A 19968-nucleotide genomic window follows, 5' to 3' on the forward strand; every position below is an offset into this window, starting at 1 on the left:
GGTTCAACTCCCGCTCGTGGTCGTGGTGGTGTCCACCGACCGCAGCCGCGCGTAGCTGGGTCGGTCCAACTCGGTGATCTGCACCGAGATGTCGCAGGCGGTCTCGCGCAGGGTGTCCGGGAAGGCCTCGGTGAGCACGGCCAGCGCGGCGGCGCTGACCGCCTCGCGGACCTCGACCGGCTTTCCCGCGAAGGTCCGCACGTCCAGGTTGACGAAGGACTGCTCCTGGCTGCCGTCGCCGATGAAGTAGCCGTCCATCCGCACCGCGCGGCTCTTGAAGTCCTGCGGCCGGAAGCCCCCGGCGGCGGCGAGTGCGGAGTGCAGCTTGGGGAAGACGGCGGACGGGTCGAAGCCGTCCCGTATGTTGGCGGAGAACTCAAGTACGAGGTGCGGCATGTGACGCTCCTTCGGGTTCGGTGACGGCCGGGGCGGCCGGCGCGGCCGGAGCGACGGTCCGGCGCCGGACGCCCCAGGCGCTGAGCACGGCGCAGACGGCGAGGGCCGCACCGGCGGCGACCAGCGCGGCGCGCAGGCCGGTGAGGAAGTGGGCGGAGGTGGCCTGGCCGACCAGCAGGCCCATCACGGCGACGCCGATCAGGCCGCCGAGCTGCCGCGAGGCGTTCAGCACCCCGGAGGCGATGCCCGCGTTGGCCGGCTCCACCGAGCCGAGCATGGCGTTGGTCATGGACGGCACGACCAGGCCGATGCCGTAGCCGGCCACCACGAACTGGGCGACCAGGACCGCGTAGGAGCCGTGGCCGACGGCGGGTGCGATCGCCAGGTAGCCGACGGCGGCCAGCACGCTGCCGGTGATCAGCACGGGGCGGGCGCCGAACCGCCGCACCAGCGGCCCACAGCAGAGGTTGGCGGTCATCACGGCGGCGGTCATCGGCAGGAAGGCCAGGCCGGCGGTGATCGGCGAGTAGTTCCAGATCTGCTGGAAGAACAGGCTGAAGATGAAGATCAGGCCGTAGAAGGCGAAGTTGAGCAGCACCCCGATCAGCGAGGTGGCGCTGAAGGTGCGGCGGCCGAAGAGGTGCAGCGGCAGCATCGGGTCGCCGCTGCGCCGCTCGACGGCGATCAGCGCGCCGGTGGCGACCAGGAAGGCGGCCAGGCAGCCGAGCACCGTGGCCGAGGTCCAACCCAGCACGTTGGCCTCGACGATGGCGCCGGTGAAGGCGCCGAGCGCGGCCACGGCGAGGAGTTGGCCCGGCAGGTCGAGCGAGCGCCGCCGCGAGCCGTCCTTGGCGGCGGCCGGCCGGGCGTAGCGCCGGATCAGCACGATGCCGACGGCGGCGATCGGGACGTTGACGTAGAAGATCGAGCGCCAGCCGAGCGAGTCGACCAGCAGGCCGCCGACCACCGGGCCGAGCGCCAGCGCGAGCCCGCCGGCCGCGGCCCAGAGGCTGACGGCCCGGGTACGGGCGGCGGGTTCGGGGAAGTTGGTGTTCACCAGGGAGAGCGAGGAGGGCACGATCATCGCGGCCCCGACGCCCTGCAGCACCCGGGCGGCGATCAGTGCGACCAGTGTGGGGGCGGCGCCGCAGGCCAGCGAGGTGAGGGCGAAGAGGGCGAAGCCGGCGGTGAAGATCCGCTTGGGGTCGTAGCGGTCGCCCATCGCGCCGGCGGTGAGCAGGAAGGCGGCGAAGGTGAGGGTGTAGCCGTTGATCACCCACTCCAGGCCGGAGAGGCTGCCGCCGAACTCGGCGCCGAGCGCCTTGGTGGCCACGTTGACCACGCTGACGTCGAGGATCACCACGACGAAGCCGAGGCAGGCGGCGAACAGGGTCGGCCCGGGCCGGCCCTGGTGGGCGCGGTCCGCCGGCGCGGGGGTGGGTTCCATGGTGCGTCCTTCCGTGCGTGGGTACACCACATCGGGTAAGGTGTTCGCAAGAAAACGAACACTAGGAGTGTACGCGCAGCGACGAACACTCTGCAATCGGTCCGCGACATCCCGCACGAACGGTCTGTGCCGGGACGGGAGGGAGCAGCAGCCATGCCGATCCAGGAGCCGGCCACCTCGAGCCACCGCACCGCACCGGTGCACACCGATCCGGCGCAGGTGACGCTGGAGTCCGCCCTGCTCGCCCTCGCCGACCCGGTGCGCCGGACCCTGGTGCGGGAGTTGGCGGGCGCCGAGGACTGGGCGCGGTCCTGCGGCAGCTTCGACGTGCCGGTCACCAAGGCCACCCTGAGCCGCCACTTCGCCGTGCTGCGCGAGTCCGGGCTGCTGGAGCAGCGGGACGCCGGCGCCAAGCGGCTCAACCGGCTGCGCCGCGCGGAGTTCGAGGAGCGCTTCCCGGGGCTGCTGGACCTGGTGCTGCGCCAGGACGGGTGACCGGCTAGCCAGGGCCGGGCCGCACCACCCGGTCGTGCAGCCCCTTCGCCACCTCCGCCACCAGGGCCGGATCGGTGGCCGGGGTGCCGAAGGCGAGCGTCGCGGCGAAGCCTCCCGCGTAGCCGCCGAGGTGCAGCACCAGTCCGTAGTTGGCCGCGGTGCGGTTCACCACCGTGCGGTAGCCGGTCACCCGGGCGGCGTGCGGGCCGAGCGCCTGGTCCACCGGGCCGACGTTGGTGAGGCAGATCGGGCCCGCCGTGCGCGCGGCCGCGACCTGCTCCACCGCCTGCCGGATCCGCGCGTGCTCCCGGGCCGGCGGCTGCCAGCCGGCGCCCGCGCGGACCAGCGCGGCCCCGTACTCCCGGGCCCGGAGGACCAGCTCGCCATCGGTCCGGACCGGTACGCCCAGCACGCCGATGTAGCAGCCCACATCCGGCACCCGGTGGCGCCGCCGGGTGGAGACGGCGGTGGCCAGCTCCAGCACGGTCCGCCCGGTGGCCTCGCCGTAGGCCTGGACGAAGGCCGCCCCGAAGAACTGGTTGACGGTCACCCCCTGCCGCTTGCACCAGGAGCGCAGCGCCACCCCCTCGGTCCGGGTCAGCGGGACGGTCAGCAGGTCCGCGCTCCGCTGGGACCAGGACGCCTGCCGGGCGAACGGCAACCGGGAGGCCATCGGGCTGCCGGTCTGATGATCGATCACCTCGGGTGGCGCCACCGGCAGTTCCCGGACCCGGAACGGACTCGGCGGCCCGGACCGGCCGAACAGCGCGTCCAGCAGCGCCCGCACCACCGCTCCGGTGGAGTGCCCGTCCGAGATCGCGTGGTTGCGGGTGAAGAGCAGATGCGTGCAGCCGCTGCCCGGGTCGCGCACCGCCCGCAGCCGCCAGAGCGGCCCGCCGGTCGGCAGCAGCTGGTTGAGCTCCCGCCGCAGCAGTTCGTCCGGCGTCTCCCCCGCCAGCAGCTCGCGCTGGCGCAGCTGCTCCGGCAGGAAGGCCGGACCGGATGTGAACCAGAGCCCCTCCGGCCGCTCGGTGATCCGCAGGGCCAGCACCGGAAGTTCGCCCGCCCAGCGGGCCACCGCCGACTCCACCCGCTGCTCGTCCGGCTCTCCGCTGACCGTGACCAGGGTGGTCACCTGGCTGGTCCCCTTGGCGAGCGCGTGGGTGTAGGCGAAGGAGGCCTCGATGTCGGTCAGCCGGCGGGGCAGCGTCCAGGCGCCGGGCTCGCCCCTCACCCCGCCTCCCAGGCCAGCGGGTTGCTCAGGGCCACCCCGTGGCTGCTGAAGTCCAGGGCGACCCGGTCGCCGTCGGCGAGCCGGAACCCGGCGTGGAAGCTGCCCCGGTCGGCGCCGAGGTAGACGTAGTGCACCAGCCCGGGCCGGTGCAGGGTGCGGTAGGCGAAGAGCCGGGCCGTCATCGCGGGGAGCCCGTAGTGCAGGGCCTGCAGTCCGGTGCGGAACTCGCCCTTCCAGGCGGGCAGTCCGTCCCGCTCGACCACCGTCTGCCCGGTCACCTCGGCGGGCGGCGGGCCCGGGTGCAGGGCGGGGGCGATGGCCGGGTCACAGAGCTTGGCGTAGGAGAGGTGGCCGGCGTGCTGCTTGAACCGGCCGATGTCGGTCAGGTCGTTGCCGAAGGTCCAGCCGGTGTAGCGCGGCACGCCCTCCGGATCGCCGACGTAGACCAGCACCACCTCGGCCTCCTCGCAGACCGCGACGGCGTCGGCGGGCACCCCGAGCGGTTCGCCGGGGAGCCGCAGGGAGTCCCCGAAGCCCTTGACGAACCAGGTGGGCTGGTCCGGCACTTCGCTGTCCACCTTGACGTTGTGGGTCATCATGAAGCCGCTGACCAGGGCGTCGCCCGGGTGCGCGGGCAGCAGCGGCGGCAGTAGCCGCACCTCGGCGCGGTCGGCGGTCACCGGCGGGCGCTGCCCGGCGATCCGCTCGGCGGCGGCCACCGGGTCGCCGCCGTGCTCGGGCAGGAGGTCGACCAGCGGCCTGCCGTCCAGCGGATGGAGCTGCAGGGGGAGGTCGCCCGTGAGCGGGGTGAGGCCGAGGTGGCGCTCGCCCCGGTACAGGCACTCGAAGATCACCATCGGGTTCTCCTGGGGTGTCGAGTCGGCGGGTGTCAGGTCGGCGGGTGTCAGGTCGGCGGGTGTCGGGCCGGGAAAGGTATCGGGCCGGGGGTGTCGTCAGTCCATCAGCACTTCGACGAGCACCGGCTTGCCGTGCTCCTTGATCCGCGCGACCGCCTCCTGGACCGTGGGCACCAGCTCCTCGATCCGCTCCACCCGGGGCAGCGCGTCCACGCCGAACGAGCGGGCCAGGGCGGTGAAGTCGACCGGCTGGTCGTAGAAGCTGGTGGCGATGTGCGCCCGGCCGGTGTCGCGCTCCCGGTTGCCGGCGATCCGCTCGGCGTGCTGGGTCGAGTTGAGGTAGAGCCGGTTGTTCATCACCACGACCAGCAGCGGGACTTGGTAGGCGGCCAGGGTCCAGAGCGCGCTCGGGGTGTAGAGCAGGTCGCCGTCGGCCTGGAGGTCCACGCAGAGGGTGCCGTCGCCCTGGTGGGCGAGGGCCGCGCCGACCGAGGCGCCCAGGCCGTAGCCGAGCCCGCCACCGCCGTTCAACCCCAGGTAGCTGCCTGGCCGTTCGACCGGCCAGAGCCGCTTCACCCAGCCGTCGATGGTGAGGCTGCCGGTATTGGCGAGGATCCACTCCTCGTCGCGCACGGCCCGGTGGATCTCGGCGACCGCCGCCGCGACCTGGATCCGCTCGGCGCCCTTGGCCTCCTCGGCCTGCCGGGCCCAGTCGGCGCGGGCCTCGGTGTGCACGGCGGCCAGCGCCTTCACCCGCCGCTCCCGGCGCTCGGTGAACTCCGCCGCGGCGAAGGGGCCGTCCGGATCCTCGGCGCACTCGCGCAGTACCGCGATCGAGTCCGCGGTGTCGGCGGCGACGGCGAGGTCCACCGGCACGAACTGCTGGTAGTCGGCCGCCCACTTGCTGGTCAGCAGCTCGTTGAAGCCGAGGGTGACCAGTTCGGCGCCACCGGCCGGCAGGCCCTGGTCGGTGAGCGGCAGGAAGGTGCCGAGCGCGCCGACCAGGTCCTGCACCTCCAGCGCGATCACCAGGTCGGCCTCGGCCAGCAGTTCGGCGCCGGTGTGGCTGACGTTGAGCTGGTGGGTGTTCGGGAAGTTCATCCGGTTGCCGCGGTCGATCACGGCCAGGCCGAGCGCGTCGGCCAGCGCCACCAGCGGGGCGACGGTCCCCGGGTCCCGGCCGGAGAAGTCCACCAGCAGCACGGGCAGTCGGGCGGCCAGCAACCGCTCGGTGAGGTGGTCGAGTTCGGCGCCGCCGAGGGCGGGCAGCCGGGCCGGCGCGGTGGCCGCGGCGGGCAGCAGCCGGGTGTCCGGCGCCAGCACCTCCTCCTGGGTGTCGAAGTCCAGCGCGACGAAGACCGGGGCCGTCATCGGGGTGGCCATCAACTTGGCCGCGCGGTAGAGCGATTCGACGGTGGCGCGCTGGCCGACCGGCTGGTCGCACCACTTCACGAAGTCCTCGACCACCGACTCGATGTGCTGCGAGGTGTGGATCCAGTCGATCCACGGACGCCGCTTGCCCGCGTCCACCGGGCCGTTGCCGCCGATCACCAGCAGCGGCACCCGGTCGCACCAGGCGTTGAAGATGGCCATCGAGGCGTGCAGCAGGCCGACGTTGGCGTGCACGAAAACGGCCATGTGCCGCCCGCTGGCCTTGTGGTAGCCGTGTGCCAGGGCGACGGCGATCTCCTCGTGGCAGGCCATCACGATCCGCGGGGCGATCGCCGCGTTCTCCTCGTGCACCAGCGAGTCGTGGACCCCGCGGAAGGAGGCGCCGGGGTTGAAGGCGACCTGGTCGATGCCCTGCTGGTGCAGGAACTCGACCACCAGGTCGGAGAAGTAGCGGGTGGTCATGCGGATACCTCCTCGCGCTGGACCACGCGGAGCGCGGGTCGCCAGTCCGGGTCGCCCTCGGTACGGCGGGCCACCGCCCAGGGCGCGGCGCGGTCGTTCGGCGCCAGGCCCCAACCGGGTCCGGGCGGTGGGGAGACGGTGTTGGCGGTGCGGTCCACCGGCGGCGCCGGCGTGACCACCGGCTGTGGGAAGAACCGGTCGGACTGGCCGGACTCGACGGTGAGCGCGCCCGGGTGGGCGAAGGCCAGGGCGCGGCCGGCCGCGATCAGCGGGCCGATCTCGGCGACCTGCACGCCGATCTGGTAGGCCAGGCCGGTGCGCCGGGCCAGCTCGACCAGCCGGGCGGCGGCGACCGGGCCGCCGTTCTTGGCGATCCGGACGTTGACGGCGTCGCAGGCCCCGCTCGCCGCCGCCTGCCGGGCGTCGGCGAGGGTGCAGACCGACTCGTCCAGCATGATCCGCAGCTCCGAGCGGGCCCGCAGTCCGGCCAGCGCCGCCCAGCTGCCCTTGGCCAGCGGCTCCTCCACCCAGTCCGCGCCCGCCTCGTGCAGCGTGCGCAGGTGCCCGGGGGCCTGCTCGACGGTCCAGCTCATGTTGGCGTCCACCATGACCGGCACCCGGTCGCCCAGCCGCTCCCTGATCGCCCGGACGGTCGCGGCGTCCCGGGCGATCTCCCGGGAGGCCTTGATCTTGACGAAGTGGAACGGGCCCCGGGTGTCCAGGAACTCCTCGACGTCCAGACTGAGATCGAGCACCTGGGAGACCGGCAGCCGGTCCGGCACCGCGCTCTGACGGGCCATCACTTCCTGGCAGCTCAGGCCCAGCCGGCGGCAGAGCAGGTCGAGCAGCGCCGTCTCCAGCAGGCAGCGCAGGTTCTGGCCGCCCTGCACCCCGAAGGTGCCGGTCAGTCCGGACTCGCGCAGCCGGTGCAGCAGTTCGGCGGGCTCACTGGCCCGCAGCCGGTCCAGCAGCGGTTCCAGCGGCAGTGCGGCCAGTTCGGCGGTCACCGACTCGGCGCTCTCGCCCGTGACGTAGCGGCGCGGCGCGCACTCGCCGAGCCCGCTGACCCCGTCCACGGACAGCCGCAGCAGCAGGCTGTCCGAGGCGGTGCGGCGCTTGGCGGGGTGGTCGAAGCCGACCGCCATCGGCAGCTCCACCCGGTAGAGGGTGGCCACGGCCGGCTCAGGCATCGCGGTCCAGCCCCTGCAGCAGGGTGAAGGTGGAGGCCCAGTCGACCAGCCGGGCCCGCACGTCGGTGTAGAAGAGGTAGTGCTTGTCGGTGGCGAACTGGAGCAGTGCGCCGTGCGCCCCGGTCATCCGCAGGAAGGTGCCGCGGGCGTCGGCCAGGTCGATGATCGGGTCGGCGATCCCGGAGACGAAGGCGGCGGGCACCGGTGGCAGCACCCGGTCGGAGTCCAGGTAGCGCTGCTCCAGGCCGAGCAGCACGGCCCGGGAGCGGCGGGTGAGCTGCCGCACGGCCAGGTCGTCGTGGTCGATGAAGTGGCGGTGCCGGGCCTCGTCGGTGAAGTCCTCGGAGCGCAGGCCGGCGTCCCAGGGTTCGGTGCTGGTCTCGGCGGCCAGCGCGGCGAGCTCGCCGGGGGTGAGGGTGGCGTGCAGCTTGCCCAGCCAGGCCGAGCAGAAGACGGCGGCGTCGTAGCGGGTGGTGAGCTGCGGGTGGTGCATCAGCGCGGCCATGAAGGAGCCGCCGAGACAGTGCCCGAAGAGCGAGAGCGGCACCTCCTCGCCGATCGCCGTCCGGACGTGGGCCAGCGCCGCCAGGTAGTCCTGGAGCACCGTCTCCACCCCCGGCAGGTCCTGCCGGTCGCCGCCGCTGATGCCGCTGCCGCGCCGGTCCAGCACGTAGAAGGCGAGGTCGTTGTCGGCGAACTGCGGGCCGACCTCCCAGAGCCAGCCGGCGTGCGACTGCAGGCCGTGGAAGTAGAAGACGGCGCCCTTGACCTCTCCCCTGGGCCGCCAGCTGTGCAGGGCCAGCTCGGTGCCGTCGACCGGCAGTCCGGTGATCTCGCGGCGGATGCTCTGCGGCGGACGCTTGGTCTGGATCACGACCGGGTCTCCTCTCGGCTCGCGGTCAGGGCGTCGAGGAAGTCGACGTCCTGCTGGAAGGGCTTGTACTTGTACTGGGTGGCGTTGCCGGCCTGCCGCCGGCTCTCCACGTAGCCGCTGATCGCGTCCCGGGGCACGGTGACCACCTCCAGCGGGCGCAGCCGACCGCTCTCCCGCTTGGACGCGTACTCGATGTTGATGTCGCGCAACGCGGAGTCGACGGCCGCGGAGAGCCTGCGGTCCAGCGGCCCGGCCGGCTCGGCTGTCTCGGCGACCACCACGTAGTAGGGCGGTTCGCCCCAGCGCGGCCCGCACATGTACAGGCCGGTGTCCAGCCCGTGGGCGGCCAGGCCGCGTTGGATCGCCTGGGTGACCTGAATCTCGGTGATCTTCTCGCCGGTGAAGGAGTGGAAGACGCCGTCCCGGTGGGTGAAGTGCACCCAGGGCGTGCCGTCGACGATCCGGTCCACGTGGTACACGTCGCCGGTCCACAGCCGGTAGAGCCCGTTCCCCTGGGTCATGATCAGGTGGTAGTCGCGACCGGGCTCCACCTGGTCGATAAGCAGCGTCTCCACCGGGTGGCCGCGCTCGACCAGTTCGCCCAGCGGCTGGTCGGCGGGCACGAACTCGAAGAACGCCTGCCCCACGGCCAGCGGTTGGCTGTGCGGGGAGTCGTCCACCGGGATGGTGGTGACGCCCTCGGTGCCGCAGCCCATGAAGGGCAGCCGGCCGACGCCGGGGAAGACGGCGTCCAGCTTCTCGGCGTAGAGGCCGGCCGAGGCGGAGAGCCAGCAGGTGTAGAGGGTGAGCGAGGGCCAGACGTCGCTGAGGCTGAACTCCGGCCGGGCGAGCACGGTTTCCAGATGGCGGGCGGCCGCCTCGTCGGGCTCGCCGTACGGCCGGCCCTCCAGGGTGCCGTCGCGCAGGTCGCGGACCAGGCGCTCGCCGTGCACGGCCAGCAGGTCGCGCAGCGAGATCAGGGTGCTCGGGTTGATCGCGGAGATGACGTGCAGGTCCTGGCCGAGCAGGTGGCGGATCCGGTGGTACATCCGGCCCTCGTGGCTGCTCGGCACGTCCGGGCCGAACCACGGCGACCGGTACCACGGCGGGTTCCAGTCCCGGCTGTTGATCCGGGGGTGCCGGTTGCTGACGGCCTGGTGGCCGATGCCGTGCACGAAGTCGTAGACGTCCTCGCGCACGGTCTGGGTGTCCAGGGTGGCGTAGGGGTGCGCCAGCAGTTCGGGGTGGTACTCCAGGTAGGTGCCCCACATCGCCTTCATCGCGGGGATGCGGTAGGTGAGCAGCCAGTGCAGGGTGTACGGCACCAGCTTGGGCACCCCGGTGGTGCCGCTGGTCTTCAGCCAGCGCAGTACCGGGCTGCAGGTGAGGGTGCCGCCCTTGGTGCGGGTCTCACGCTCGATGGCGGGGACGAAGTCGTCGTACCGCATCACGGGCAGGACGCTGCGGAACAGGTCGTGGTCCTCGGCGACCACGTCGTAGCCGTGCTCGCGCCAGTGCGTCGAGTCGGCGCTCATGTCGATCACGTCGGCCAGGACCCGGCGTTGGGCCGGGCCGGGCTGCTTCAGGTCGGCCAGCAGGTCGTCGCGGGCCTGTCGGCACTCCTCGGCGAAGGCGTCACGCCGGTCGTGCCAGTGCTGCTGCCAGGTTGGTGTGTCCACGGTTGCTCCCGGTGAGGGTCTAGAAGGACGCGGAGCATCAGCGGTCGATGTAGGCCATCATCCGTTCGTTGTAGCGGGGGCCGGCCACCTGCTCGGCGCGCACCGCCCGGTCGATCCGGGCCAGCGTCTCGGCGTCCAGGGCGACCTCGGCGGCGTGGGCGTTCTCCTCCAGGTAGCTGCGGCGCTTGGTGCCGGGGATCGGCACGATGTCCGGGCCCTGGTGGAGCACCCAGGCGATCGCCAACTGGGCCGGGGTCAGCTCGAGTTCGGCGGCCAGATCGGCGACGCTGGCGGCGATCGCCATGTTCTGGTCGTAGTTGGCGCCCTGCAGCCGGGGGTCGTGGTGGCGGAAGTCGTCCTCCGGGTAGTCCTCCGCGCGCTTGACCCCGCCGGTCAGGAAGCCGCGGCCGAGCGGGCAGAACCCGACCAGGCCGATGCCGAGTTCGCGCAGCACCGGCAGCACGTCCTGCTCCAGGTTGCGCTCCCAGACCGAGAACTCGGCCTGCACCGCGGTCAGCGGGTGCACGGCGTGCGCGGCCCGGATGGTCCGCTCGCCGACCTCGCACAGGCCCAGATGGCGGACCTTGCCCTGGCCGACCAGCTCCGCCATGGCGCCCACCACCTCCTCGATCGGCACCCGCGGGTCCAGCCGGTGTTGGTAGAGCAGGTCGATGTGGTCGGTGCCGAGCCGGCCCAGCGCGGCCTCGACCACCGCCCTGATGTGCTCCGGCCGGCTGTCGGCCTCCGCCGTGCTGCCGTCCTTGAGCTTCATCGGGAAGCCGAACTTGGTGGCGATGACCGCCTGGTCGCGACGGCCGGCCAGGGCGCGGCCGAGCAGTTCCTCGTTGTCGTACGGGCCGTAGGCCTCGGCGCTGTCGAAGAGCGTGCAGCCCAGTTCCAGCGCCCGGTGCACGGTGGCGATCGACTCCCGGTCGTCGGTGGCGCCGTACCACTGGCTCATGCCCATGCAGCCGAGGCCGAGTTCCGAGACCTCCAGACCGCTCCGGCCCAGTGTCCGTGTTTTCAGCATGGCTCACCCCTTGCTGTCGATGCTCTGGCTTTGGTGATTCGCAGCGATCGGGTGGGGATCGGGTTTCCACTGAAGCACATTCCCGGGCCGCTCTTCAACAGCTGCCGAAAAGTCCCGATGGGGCGTCAAATCCTTTGGCAGCACGGATGTTTCGTAGACTTTTCAGATCGGCGGAGAGCTTTAACAACGCCGTCATCGGGGCGACTCGCGGCGCCGCGGCGGGGTCGGGTACACCTGGTCGAACCATTGGTTCGGGAGGTCCGCTCAATCATGGGAATGCGCTTCTTCACCGCGGAAAATCCGCGGGCGAACACGGCGGAGCGGCCCCGCCCGGGCGTCGACCGCCGCCCGGGTGAGGCCGCTCGGGTACCGCGTGCGCTCAGGCGGCCCGGAAGGCCGCCGCGTGCTCGGCCACCCAGGTGGCGTAGCTCAGGCCGGGCCGGCCGGTCAGCTCGGGCACCACGGTGGAGACCTGCGCCGGCGTGCCGACCGTGGCGGCCTGGTAGTCCAGCAGCGTCGCCACCAGCGGAGCGGGCAGGCCCGACTGCACCATGACCTGCTCGCCCTCCTCCCGGCTCAGCTCCTCGAAGCGCAGGTCGCGCCCGATCACCTCGCCGATGATCCGCACCTTGTCCACCACGGTCAGCGACTCCGGGCCGGTCATCAGATAGCTCTGCCCGTCGTGCTCGCCGGTGCGCAGCGCCAGCGCCGCGACGGCCGCGATGTCCCGCTCGTGGATCGGCGCCATCTGCGACTGCCCGTAGGCCGAGCGGACCACGTCCGAGGCGCGGACCTGCGGGGCCCACTGGAAGAGCGAGTTGGCGGCGAACTCGTTCGGCCGCAGGAAGGTCCAGGCCAGTCCGGAGGCCTCGATCTGCTGCTCGGCCGTGCGGTGCATCTCGGCGATCAGGTTGCCCTCCTCGGGTGCGCTGATCTCCACCGAGCCGGAGGAGAGCAGCACCACCCGCCGCACCCCGCACTCCCCGGCCAGCGCCAGCAGTTCGGCGCCGGCGCCGCCGAGTGCGGCCAGGTTGAGGAAGATGCCGTGCACTCCCGCCAGCGCCCCGCGCAGGCTCTCGGGCTGCGAGGGGTCGGCCTGCACCACCTCGGCGCCCGCCAGCGGGCCTGCCTTGGCGGCGTCCCGGGTGACGGCGCGCACCGGTTCTCCCTCCGCCCGCAGCAGTTCGACCAGCTCGCGGCCGACGTTCCCCGTCGCCCCGGTCACCAGGATCATGGCTCGTCCTCTCGTTGACGCTCCGTCAGTTCACTTCCCTGTCATCGGCCAACGCTCCGTCAGCCGCTGATCGTTCCGCTACGGCCCCGGCCGTCCCGGTGGTGTGCGAACCCCTGGACAGCCCCACGGACCGCTGACAGCATCGGGGAGTGACCGACGACACCGGCAGTCCTTCCACGATCTGGCGCCACCGCGAGTTCCTGCTGCTCTGGGGTGGTCAGGCGGTCAGCGAGCTGGGCTCGCAGGTCACCCTGCTGGCGCTCCCGCTGGTGGCCGTGGTGCTGCTGGGGGCGAGCACCTTCCAGGTCGGCCTGCTCTCGACGGCGATCACCAGCGCCTACCTGCTGGTGGCCCTGCCGGCCGGGGCGGTGGTGGACCGCAAGCCGAAGCGGGCGCTGATGATGTGCTGCGACGCCGCACAGCTGCTGCTGATCGGCTCGGTCCCGGCGGCGCAGGCGCTCGGTGTCCTCTCGCTCGGCCAACTCTACGCGGTGGCCCTGCTGTCCAGCGTCTTCGCGGTCTTCTTCTCGGTGGCCTACCAGAGTTACCTGCCCACCCTGCTGCGGCGCGACCAGCTGATGGACGGCAACGGCAAGCTGGCCGCCGCCTCCTCCTTCGCCCAGGTCGCCGGCCCGAGCCTGGGCGCCGGGCTGGTCGCGGCGGCGGGCGCGGCCGGGTCGATGACGGCGGACGCCGCCTCCTACGCGCTCTCGGCCGTCTCACTGCTGGCGATCCGCACCGCCGAGCCGGCCCCGGCGACCGCCCCCGCGGGCGGGCGGCCGCGGCTGCGCGAGGAGATCCGGGCCGGCCTGCGCTACCTGCTGCGGGACCCGATCCTGCGCAACTCGGTGGCCTTCAACGGCACCGCCAACTTCTTCGTCATCATGGTCGAGACGCTGGGCCCGCTCTTCCTGGTCCGCACCCTGCACCTGCGCCCCGGCTACGTGGGCCTGCTGCTCGCGCTCGGGGCGGTCGGCGGGATCGTCGGCGGGCTCTGCGCCAAACCGCTGGCCCGCCGGGTCGGCACCGCGCGGATCAGCTGGGTGGCGATGACCGTGCTGACCCTGCCGGGGCTGCTGATCCCGCTGGCCCGCAGCGGCGGGTGGGTGGTGCTCTTCGGCCTGGGCTGGATCTCCTGGACCTTCGCCGCCACGCTGAGCGGCATCTCGCTGGTCAGCTACCGGCAGGCGGTCTGCCCACCGGAGCTGCTGGGCCGGGTCAGCGCCGCCGCACGCTGGATCAACTGGGGCACGCTCCCGCTCGGCGCCCTGGTCTGCGGGCTGCTCGGCTCGGTGCTCGGCATCCGGGCCACCCTCTGGCTGGCGGTGGTCGGCGGCTGCGCGGCCGGCCTCTGGCTCTACTTCTCGCCGCTGCGCGGCATGCGGGACATCCCGTTGGGGCGGTCGGACGGGGCGCTCGGCGCGGCGGCCTGACCAGGCGATTGTCGCGGTTCTGTCACAACCGGCTGCGGCGTGCACCGTAAAGGGGAGGTCAATAGGTCAGATGGACGTAAAGAAAGACCAGTGACCCAGGGGGGACACAGATGCGCTCCAAGCGCCTTCCGAACACGGCCGCTGCCCTGCTCATCGGCGGTGCACTGCTGCAGACCACGGCCTGCGGCGGCGGCACCGACCATCCGGCGGACGCCGCGAAGACCGGTGCCGCCGCGCCCGTCACGGTATCGGCCTCGACCGGCTCGGACAGCACCACCGCCCCGGGCTCGGGGCAGCCGTCCAAGGCCGCGGTCTCGGTGCAGCCGGCCGACGGCGCGAAGGACGTGGCACCGAACGGCTCGCTCAAGGTGTCCGTCAGCGACGGCAAGCTGACCAAGGTGACGGTGACCGGCCCGGACGGCAAGCCGGTGGACGGCGCGGTCGGCACCGACGGCAGCTGGACCCCGGCGGTCCCGCTCGCCGTCTCGGCGAAGTACCGGGTGAGCGCCGACGCCGTCGATGCCGCAGGCGCCGCCACGACGGCCACCAGCAGCTTCAGCACCCTGACGCCCCGGGCGACCAACACGGTCCAGGACAACCTGGGGGTGGACGGGACCTACGGCGTCGGCATGATCATCCGGGTCGACTTCGACAAGCCGGTGAAGGACAAGAAGGCCGCCGAACAGGCCATCGCCGTGCAGGCCTCGGACGGCACGCCGGTGCGCGGCCACTGGTTCGGCGACAAGCGCCTGGACATCCGCCCGGAGCACTACTGGAAGACCGGCACCAAGGTGACCGTGCACCGGCGGATCACCGGCGTCGAGCTCTCCCCCGGCGTCTACGGCGGCTCCGACGTCGACGAGTCCTTCACCGTCGCCCGCTCCAAGATCAGCACGGTGGACGCCGCCGCCCACCTGATGAAGGTCGAGGAGGACGGCTTCGCCCCGGCCGCCATCAAGGTCACCGCGGGCGCCGACCTCAACCCCTCCTGGAACGGCACCATGGTGGTGTTCGAGAAGCTGCCGATGGTCCACATGGACTCGGCCACCACCGACATCAAGGGCGACGGCTACGTGGACGACGAGCCGCACGGCCTGAAGATCACCGGAACCGGCTCCTACGTGCACGGCAACCCCCGGGCCGTGGAGGCGGCGGGCCTGCGCAACATCAGCCACGGCTGCATCGGCCTGCCGGACACCGAGCAGGGTGACCCCAACTCGGTGGCCGGCAAGTACTGGACGGACTCGATGATCGGCGACGTGGTGATCGTCCACGGCTCGATCGGCAAGCCCGTCGCCCCCGACAACGGACTGAGCGGCTGGAGCCTGCCCTGGGCCCAGTGGTGACCGCAGTCTGACGGACCGTCAGACCTTCAGCCGAGGTCGAAGGTGTTCGGCAGGCCCAGCGCGTAGCGGGCCGAGTCGACCAGCTTCAGCGGCTCCGGCTCCGGTGCGCGGTAGAGCAGCTGCACCTCGCACCGGGGCTCGGCCGAACCGTCCGAGTCCAGCAGGGCGGCGTCGCGCAGCGGCTCCCCGCCGGTGCCGTTGAACGCCCGCTTGCTCGCCGAACGCGGCTACCAGGTGACCGTGCACCCGCGAGTTGGTGATCAACGAATTCTGCGTCGTCCAGGCGAAAATCAGATGTTCGCTTCGACAACTTCTCTGGGATGATCACCACCATGCCGTCGCCGCGCCCGGACCAGTTCGAATCGCACATCACGGTCGAATGCGCGACCGAACGGCTCGACGAGCTGGGCGACTGGGCCTCCGCCCGCGGTCTCGACTTCCTGCACATCGTGCTCGCCCGCGGCCGGATGGCCTCGCAGCCGATGGTCACCCTCACCGGCACCGGCTCGCTGGCCGGGCACCGAAGAACCGTGGCGGCCGCCGCCGAGGCGCTGCAGGCCGCCGGCTACCGCCCGGTGCGGGTGAAGACCGAGGCCGCGCCGTGGAACACCGGCGTGCCGGCCGACGACGCGCAGGCGGCCGCGCTGCCCGCCGACACCTACTTCGAGCACCACCTCAAGCTCCGCCTGGGCCCGGCCGCCGACCGGGAGCGGATCACAGCAGTGGCCCGGGCGCACGGCGCGCACCTGTCCTGGAACGCCCGCCGGCCCGCCGGCGAGGACGGCGAGGACGGCGAGCAGCGGTTCCTCACCCAGCGCTGCCACCGCGTCGGCCTGCCCACCGCCGGCCGCCGCCTGGCCGGCCTGCTCGCCGACCTCGCCCGGATCCCCCGGCCCGGCGGCTTCGAGATCCGCTCCGTGGAGCGGGAGTTCGTACTGCACGACAGCGACATCACGGTGGACGACGGTTGGCTGGACACCCAGCCCCAGCAGGAAGGCGGACGATGAGCACCGAGTGGGAGTCCTTCGACTGGCGGAGCACGGTGGTGCCCCGGCAGCCGCTGTCGGATTCGGACCGCGAGCGCCTCGGTGTCCCGCTGACGCTCCGTCCGATCGAGGACGCGCGCGCCCTCCAGGCGCCGGTCTTCGACCCGGCGCTCAAGCACCACCAGCACGGCTACCGCGCCACCGACCCGCGGTTCGAGGAGCCCGGGCTGACCGCCACCTGGCAGGCGGCCCGGCGGCGCGCGATGGACCTGGTGCTCTGCGCCATCGCCGACTCCGGCTGGGTGGACCACCTGGTGCTGCGCGGCAGCGTGCTGCTGCGCGCCTGGTTCGGCGAGGCGGCCCGGGAGCCGGGCGACCTGGACTTCGTGCTGGTGCCGGAGGACTGGGAGGTCGACGAGGAGCGGACCGAGGGCATGCTGCGCGGCATCGCGGCCGCCGTCGAGCGCACCGCCACGCTCTCCGCCGGCCCGGTGCGGTTCGAGGCGGCGGCCGCCGTGGACGAGGAGATCTGGACCTACGACCGGGTGCCCGGCCGCCGCCTGGTGCTGCCCTGGACGGCCGGCGAGCTGCCCGGCGGCGCGATCCAGCTGGACTTCGTCTTCAACGAGTCGCTGCCCGTCCCCTCCGCGCCGATCGCCATCCCCTCCTCGACCGGCGCCCCGGCGGCCGTGCTGCACGCCGCCACGCCCGAACTGTCGCTGGCCTGGAAGCTGATGTGGCTGGCCACCGACACCTACCCGCAGGGCAAGGACCTCTACGACGCGGTGCTGCTCGCCGAGCACACCCTGCTGCGCTACCAGGTGCTGCGGGACGCCTTCGTCGGCGGCGACCCGGAGTTCGCGCTGACCCCCGTCACCACGGCGACCGTCGACCGGATCGCGGCGGAGGTCGAGTGGGACCACTTCCAGGGCGAGTACCCGCAGATCACCGGCACCGACGCCGAGTACACCGAGCGCCTGGCCGCCGCGCTGGCCCCGGTCTTCAGCAGCGGCCCGGCCACCCTGGAGGGCCGCTCGCTCAAGCAGTGGTGGCTGGCCGGCTGGACGGCCCGCTACCGCGAGGTCTTCGCCGAGGAGGGCATGTCCGCCACCCAGGCCGCGATGGCCCGGGAGGGCCTGCCGATCGCGGCGGCCATGGTCGTCACCGGCGAACTGCTGGGCCTGGAGCAGCCGTCCCCGGACGAGATCATGCCGATGCTGCTCGGCCACCGGGCCTGGAAGCACTGGGGCGCCTCCTGGGAGGAGGACCGGGACTACTTCCTCGACGTCGTGCTGCGCGCCCTCGACGACTGACGGGTCGTCCGGCCCGGGGCGGCGGCCGTCAGCAGCCGGCCGCCCCCGGCAGGCCCGTCCCCGCCACCCCCGCGATGGCGGCGCGGAACAGCCAGCCCAACCGCTGTTCCGGCGTCCCCGAGAACAGCCGCTCCCCCAGCGCCGCGATCCGCGGGTGCGCCGCGGGATCGGCCCCGCGCAGCGCGGCGACGTGCGCCCGGGCGTCCCGCTCCGCGCCCGCGTCGCCCTCCCGCGCCGAGTGCTCGGCCGCGGTGGCGGTGGCGACCTGCAGCAGCAGGTCCACGCCCCAGGCCGCCTGACCGTCCGGCACCCCGCCCTCGGCGAGCAGCGCCAGCACGGCCTCGACCAGCGCCAGGTAGTGCGGCCCGGCCGGCCGGGCCACCAGCGCGGACTGCGCCAGCCCGGGGTGCTCGAAGAGCAGCACGGTGTAGCGGGTGAGCAGCGCCGCCAGCCGGTCCTCCCAGGGGCCGGGTCCGGCGGCCGGGCCGAGGTCCACCGTGCCGAGCAGTTCGTCGAGGATCGCCGCGTGCAGTTCGGCGGTGTTGGCGACGTAGACGTAGAGCGAGGCCGGGCCGGTGTCCAGCTCCTGGGCCAGCCGGCGCATGGTGACCCGCTGCAGGCCCTCCTCGCGCATCACCCGCACCGCGCTGCCGACGATGCCGTCCAGGCTGAGCGCGGGCTTGGCGGGCCGGTCGCGGCGGCTGCGCGGGGGTGTGCTGCGGGGGTGTGCGGTCATGGCAGCCAACCTAGGGACCGCGCCCGTCCGCACCAAATCCGTCACTCCGCGAACCGCGCCACCAGCCGGTCCAGTCCGTCCGGGCCGAACATCAGCGCCAGGCTCTCGGCCGAGTCGGCCGCGCCGGCCGCCGAGCGGGGGAAGAGCGCCGCCTCGTAGGCGGCCAGCGCGCCTTCCACATCGCCCGGGTGATCGGCGATCGCCCCGGCCAGTTCGGCGCCGTCGAGCATCGCGTGGTTGGCGCCCTCCCCGGCGAACGGCGACATCAGGTGGGCCGCGTCCCCGAGCAGCGTCACCCCGGGCACCCGCTCCCAGCGGTGGCCGACCGGCAGCGCGAAGATGTGGCGGGGCGTCAGTCCGCCCGCCGCCCGCCCGACCAGCGCCCGCAGCTCCGGCGCCCAGTCCTCGAACCGCGCCAGCACCGCCCGCTTGGCGGCCTCGGTGTCGGTGAAGTCGACCGCCGCCAGCCACTCCTGATCGACCGTCAGGGCGGTGTAGGCGTGCACGCTGCCATCCGTCTCCTGGTGCGCCAGGATGCCCCGCCCGCCGCCGAGCGCGATGAAGAAGCCGCTGCCGACCAGGGCCGCCGCCTCGGCGTCATGCAGGTCGGACTCGACGAAGGAGATGCCGGTGTACTCGGGCACGGCCGCCGAGAGCAGCGGGCGGACCCGGGACCAGGCGCCGTCCGCGCCGACCAGCAGCCCGGTGGTGCAGTTGCTCCCGTCCGCGAAGCCGAGCTCGTGCCGCCCGCCGCCGAGCGCCCGCACGGCGGTCAGCTTGCTGCCCCAGCGCACGGTGCCCTCGGGCAGCGAGTCGAGCAGCAGGTCCCGCAGCTGCCCGCGGTCCACCTCGGGCCGGCCGCCCGTGCCGTCGTCGGGCTCCGCCAGCCGCACCGTGCCGTCCGGCGCGACCAGCCGCATCGCCTCGCCACCGGGGTGCACCAGTGCGCGGAAGTCCTGGTGCAGCCCCGCGGCGCGCAGCGCGCGCTGCCCGCTCTCCTCGTGGATGTCGAGCATCCCGCCCTGGGTGCGGGCCTGCCGGGAGGGCTCGAGTTCGAAGACGGCGGCGGGAATGCCGCGGGTGTGCAGCACCCGGGCCAGGGTGAGGCCGCCGAGGCCGGCGCCGATGACTGCGATGGGGTGGTGGTTCGTCGTTGCGCTCATGCCCTCGACAGTAACGAACATGTTCGTAACGAACAAGTTCGAATTGCCTTGGCCGCCGTCACCCTCGCAGCTCCGCCGGTATCAGCGCGGGGTTGAACAGCTCCCGCAGGTACAGCACCGGCCGCCCGGCCGCGCTCATCGTGTAGGCCTTCACCACGCAGCACCCGCCGCCCGGCTCCGGCCAGACCTCCCGGCCCGCGTCCACCAGCCGGCGGCGCAGTACCACCCCGGCCGCCTGCAGCGCGAAGCCGAGGGGGGCCGCCGGGTCGCCGACCACCCGGTCGATCCGCTCGTCGCAGCCGGCCCGGGCCACCACGCAGTTGCTGGAGACCACCAGCCCGTCCGCCGCGACCAGCCGGGTGCGCCGGACCAGGCAGGGCTCCTCCCCCCGCAGCCCGAGCGCCGCCACCGCCGCCGCCCCGAGCCGCGCGGCCGGCAGCGGCACCACCGAGCGCACGTCCGCCCGCACCCGCTGCCGGGCCACCGCCTCCAGCAGCGGCGTGGTCATGCCGTCACTGGCCAGCAGCATCCGGGTCACCGGCGAGACGAAGGCGTCGATCCACCCGTCCAGCCCCCGGTCGGCCGGTCGGCCGGCCGTGCACGACTCCGCCTTCACTGCGCCCCCCAAGGTCCGAGATCCCCCGCGTCCATGACGATCCGCAGCGACTCGGCGACCTTAGGTGACCGACTTTCCCCGTCGC

The 19968-nt window shown here is 73.1% G+C and carries 18 protein-coding genes; 5 read left to right on the forward strand and 13 right to left on the reverse strand.

Annotation, left to right across the window (positions count from 1 at the left end; genetic code table 11):
• Positions 1–3: 3 nt before the first annotated feature.
• The gene (locus ACFYNO_RS31445; RefSeq protein ID WP_388020335.1) at positions 4–396 is read right to left on the reverse strand and encodes a 5-carboxymethyl-2-hydroxymuconate Delta-isomerase; all 393 of its coding nucleotides are present in this window, start codon (positions 394–396) and stop codon (positions 4–6) included.
• Positions 377–1843 carry an MFS transporter gene (locus ACFYNO_RS31450; protein WP_388020338.1) on the reverse strand — a complete coding sequence of 489 codons (1467 nt, stop codon included), beginning with the start codon at positions 1841–1843 and terminating at the stop codon, positions 377–379. The genes ACFYNO_RS31445 and ACFYNO_RS31450 overlap by 20 nt, the downstream gene beginning before the upstream one ends.
• Before the next feature lie 153 nt (positions 1844–1996).
• Here ACFYNO_RS31450 and ACFYNO_RS31455 point away from each other — a divergent pair, with 153 nt between their 5' ends.
• Entirely contained in the window at positions 1997–2338 is a 342-nt protein-coding gene (locus ACFYNO_RS31455) for an ArsR/SmtB family transcription factor (protein WP_388020341.1), read from the forward strand.
• A 4-nt stretch (positions 2339–2342) separates the two neighbouring features.
• On the opposite strand, the gene ACFYNO_RS31460 is transcribed toward ACFYNO_RS31455, so the two are convergent.
• The 8 genes from ACFYNO_RS31460 to ACFYNO_RS31495 all read right to left on the reverse strand — a co-directional run bounded on the left by ACFYNO_RS31460 (position 2343) and on the right by ACFYNO_RS31495 (position 12290).
• Positions 2343–3572, reverse strand: coding sequence for a hypothetical protein (locus tag ACFYNO_RS31460; protein ID WP_388020344.1), 1230 nt, complete (start codon positions 3570–3572; stop codon positions 2343–2345).
• The gene (locus ACFYNO_RS31465; protein ID WP_388020347.1) at positions 3569–4429 is read right to left on the reverse strand and encodes an FAH family protein; all 861 of its coding nucleotides are present in this window, start codon (positions 4427–4429) and stop codon (positions 3569–3571) included. The genes ACFYNO_RS31460 and ACFYNO_RS31465 overlap by 4 nt, the downstream gene beginning before the upstream one ends.
• 96 nt (positions 4430–4525) lie before the next feature.
• The gene (locus ACFYNO_RS31470; protein ID WP_388020350.1) at positions 4526–6283 is read right to left on the reverse strand and encodes a thiamine pyrophosphate-binding protein; all 1758 of its coding nucleotides are present in this window, start codon (positions 6281–6283) and stop codon (positions 4526–4528) included.
• The gene (locus ACFYNO_RS31475; protein WP_388020353.1) at positions 6280–7473 is read right to left on the reverse strand and encodes an enolase C-terminal domain-like protein; all 1194 of its coding nucleotides are present in this window, start codon (positions 7471–7473) and stop codon (positions 6280–6282) included. Before ACFYNO_RS31475 ends, ACFYNO_RS31470 begins: the two co-directional genes overlap by 4 nt.
• Positions 7466–8347 carry an alpha/beta hydrolase gene (locus ACFYNO_RS31480; RefSeq protein WP_388020356.1) on the reverse strand — a complete coding sequence of 294 codons (882 nt, stop codon included), beginning with the start codon at positions 8345–8347 and terminating at the stop codon, positions 7466–7468. Before ACFYNO_RS31480 ends, ACFYNO_RS31475 begins: the two co-directional genes overlap by 8 nt.
• Positions 8344–10026 carry a GH3 auxin-responsive promoter family protein gene (locus ACFYNO_RS31485; RefSeq protein WP_388020359.1) on the reverse strand — a complete coding sequence of 561 codons (1683 nt, stop codon included), beginning with the start codon at positions 10024–10026 and terminating at the stop codon, positions 8344–8346. The genes ACFYNO_RS31480 and ACFYNO_RS31485 overlap by 4 nt, the downstream gene beginning before the upstream one ends.
• A gap of 37 nt (positions 10027–10063) precedes the next feature.
• Complete coding sequence (locus tag ACFYNO_RS31490; RefSeq protein WP_388020362.1) at positions 10064–11056, reverse strand: aldo/keto reductase; 993 nt, start codon at positions 11054–11056, stop codon at positions 10064–10066.
• 379 nt (positions 11057–11435) lie between these two features.
• Positions 11436–12290: an NAD(P)H-binding protein gene (locus ACFYNO_RS31495; protein ID WP_388020365.1), complete on the reverse strand. Its 855-nt coding sequence runs from the start codon at positions 12288–12290 to the stop codon at positions 11436–11438.
• Between the two features lie 149 nt (positions 12291–12439).
• Here ACFYNO_RS31495 and ACFYNO_RS31500 point away from each other — a divergent pair, with 149 nt between their 5' ends.
• From ACFYNO_RS31500 to ACFYNO_RS31515, 4 genes are all read left to right on the forward strand, one after another.
• Complete coding sequence (locus ACFYNO_RS31500; RefSeq protein ID WP_388020368.1) at positions 12440–13723, forward strand: MFS transporter; 1284 nt, start codon at positions 12440–12442, stop codon at positions 13721–13723.
• A gap of 110 nt (positions 13724–13833) precedes the next feature.
• On the forward strand, positions 13834–15069 hold the full coding sequence (locus ACFYNO_RS31505) for an Ig-like domain-containing protein (RefSeq protein ID WP_388020371.1): 1236 nt from the start codon (positions 13834–13836) through the stop codon (positions 15067–15069).
• Between the two features lie 320 nt (positions 15070–15389).
• Entirely contained in the window at positions 15390–16076 is a 687-nt protein-coding gene (locus ACFYNO_RS31510) for a hypothetical protein (protein WP_388020374.1), read from the forward strand.
• A complete protein-coding gene (locus ACFYNO_RS31515) occupies positions 16073–17368 on the forward strand; it encodes a nucleotidyl transferase AbiEii/AbiGii toxin family protein (protein WP_388020377.1) in 1296 nt (431 codons plus the stop codon). Before ACFYNO_RS31510 ends, ACFYNO_RS31515 begins: the two co-directional genes overlap by 4 nt.
• Positions 17369–17396: 28 nt before the next feature.
• On the opposite strand, the gene ACFYNO_RS31520 is transcribed toward ACFYNO_RS31515, so the two are convergent.
• Genes ACFYNO_RS31520 through ACFYNO_RS31530 form a run of 3 tightly spaced genes read right to left on the reverse strand, consistent with a single transcriptional unit; the run spans position 17397 to position 19883 of the window.
• Positions 17397–18104 carry a TetR/AcrR family transcriptional regulator C-terminal domain-containing protein gene (locus ACFYNO_RS31520; RefSeq protein ID WP_388020380.1) on the reverse strand — a complete coding sequence of 236 codons (708 nt, stop codon included), beginning with the start codon at positions 18102–18104 and terminating at the stop codon, positions 17397–17399.
• A 41-nt stretch (positions 18105–18145) separates the two neighbouring features.
• A complete protein-coding gene (locus ACFYNO_RS31525) occupies positions 18146–19267 on the reverse strand; it encodes an FAD-dependent oxidoreductase (RefSeq protein WP_388020383.1) in 1122 nt (373 codons plus the stop codon).
• Positions 19268–19325: 58 nt separating this feature from the next.
• Positions 19326–19883 carry a hypothetical protein gene (locus ACFYNO_RS31530; RefSeq protein WP_388020386.1) on the reverse strand — a complete coding sequence of 186 codons (558 nt, stop codon included), beginning with the start codon at positions 19881–19883 and terminating at the stop codon, positions 19326–19328.
• Positions 19884–19968 lie beyond the last annotated feature (85 nt).

The sequence above is a fragment of the Kitasatospora sp. NPDC006697 genome (assembly GCF_042869935.1).
Classification (GTDB): domain Bacteria; phylum Actinomycetota; class Actinomycetes; order Streptomycetales; family Streptomycetaceae; genus Kitasatospora.

Excerpts from the sequence above, each read along its gene's own strand:
- ACFYNO_RS31445 (WP_388020335.1), bottom strand. The coding sequence starts at position 396 with ATGCCGCACCTCGTACTTGAGTTCTCCGCCAACATACGGGACGGCTTC.
- ACFYNO_RS31450 (WP_388020338.1), bottom strand. The coding sequence starts at position 1,843 with ATGGAACCCACCCCCGCGCCGGCGGACCGCGCCCACCAGGGCCGGCCC.
- ACFYNO_RS31455 (WP_388020341.1), top strand. The coding sequence starts at position 1,997 with ATGCCGATCCAGGAGCCGGCCACCTCGAGCCACCGCACCGCACCGGTG.
- ACFYNO_RS31465 (WP_388020347.1), bottom strand. The coding sequence starts at position 4,429 with ATGGTGATCTTCGAGTGCCTGTACCGGGGCGAGCGCCACCTCGGCCTC.
- ACFYNO_RS31470 (WP_388020350.1), bottom strand. The coding sequence starts at position 6,283 with ATGACCACCCGCTACTTCTCCGACCTGGTGGTCGAGTTCCTGCACCAG.
- ACFYNO_RS31475 (WP_388020353.1), bottom strand. The coding sequence starts at position 7,473 with ATGCCTGAGCCGGCCGTGGCCACCCTCTACCGGGTGGAGCTGCCGATG.
- ACFYNO_RS31490 (WP_388020362.1), bottom strand. The coding sequence starts at position 11,056 with ATGCTGAAAACACGGACACTGGGCCGGAGCGGTCTGGAGGTCTCGGAA.
- ACFYNO_RS31495 (WP_388020365.1), bottom strand. The coding sequence starts at position 12,290 with ATGATCCTGGTGACCGGGGCGACGGGGAACGTCGGCCGCGAGCTGGTC.
- ACFYNO_RS31505 (WP_388020371.1), top strand. The coding sequence starts at position 13,834 with ATGCGCTCCAAGCGCCTTCCGAACACGGCCGCTGCCCTGCTCATCGGC.
- ACFYNO_RS31510 (WP_388020374.1), top strand. The coding sequence starts at position 15,390 with ATGATCACCACCATGCCGTCGCCGCGCCCGGACCAGTTCGAATCGCAC.
- ACFYNO_RS31515 (WP_388020377.1), top strand. The coding sequence starts at position 16,073 with ATGAGCACCGAGTGGGAGTCCTTCGACTGGCGGAGCACGGTGGTGCCC.
- ACFYNO_RS31520 (WP_388020380.1), bottom strand. The coding sequence starts at position 18,104 with ATGACCGCACACCCCCGCAGCACACCCCCGCGCAGCCGCCGCGACCGG.
- ACFYNO_RS31525 (WP_388020383.1), bottom strand. The coding sequence starts at position 19,267 with ATGAGCGCAACGACGAACCACCACCCCATCGCAGTCATCGGCGCCGGC.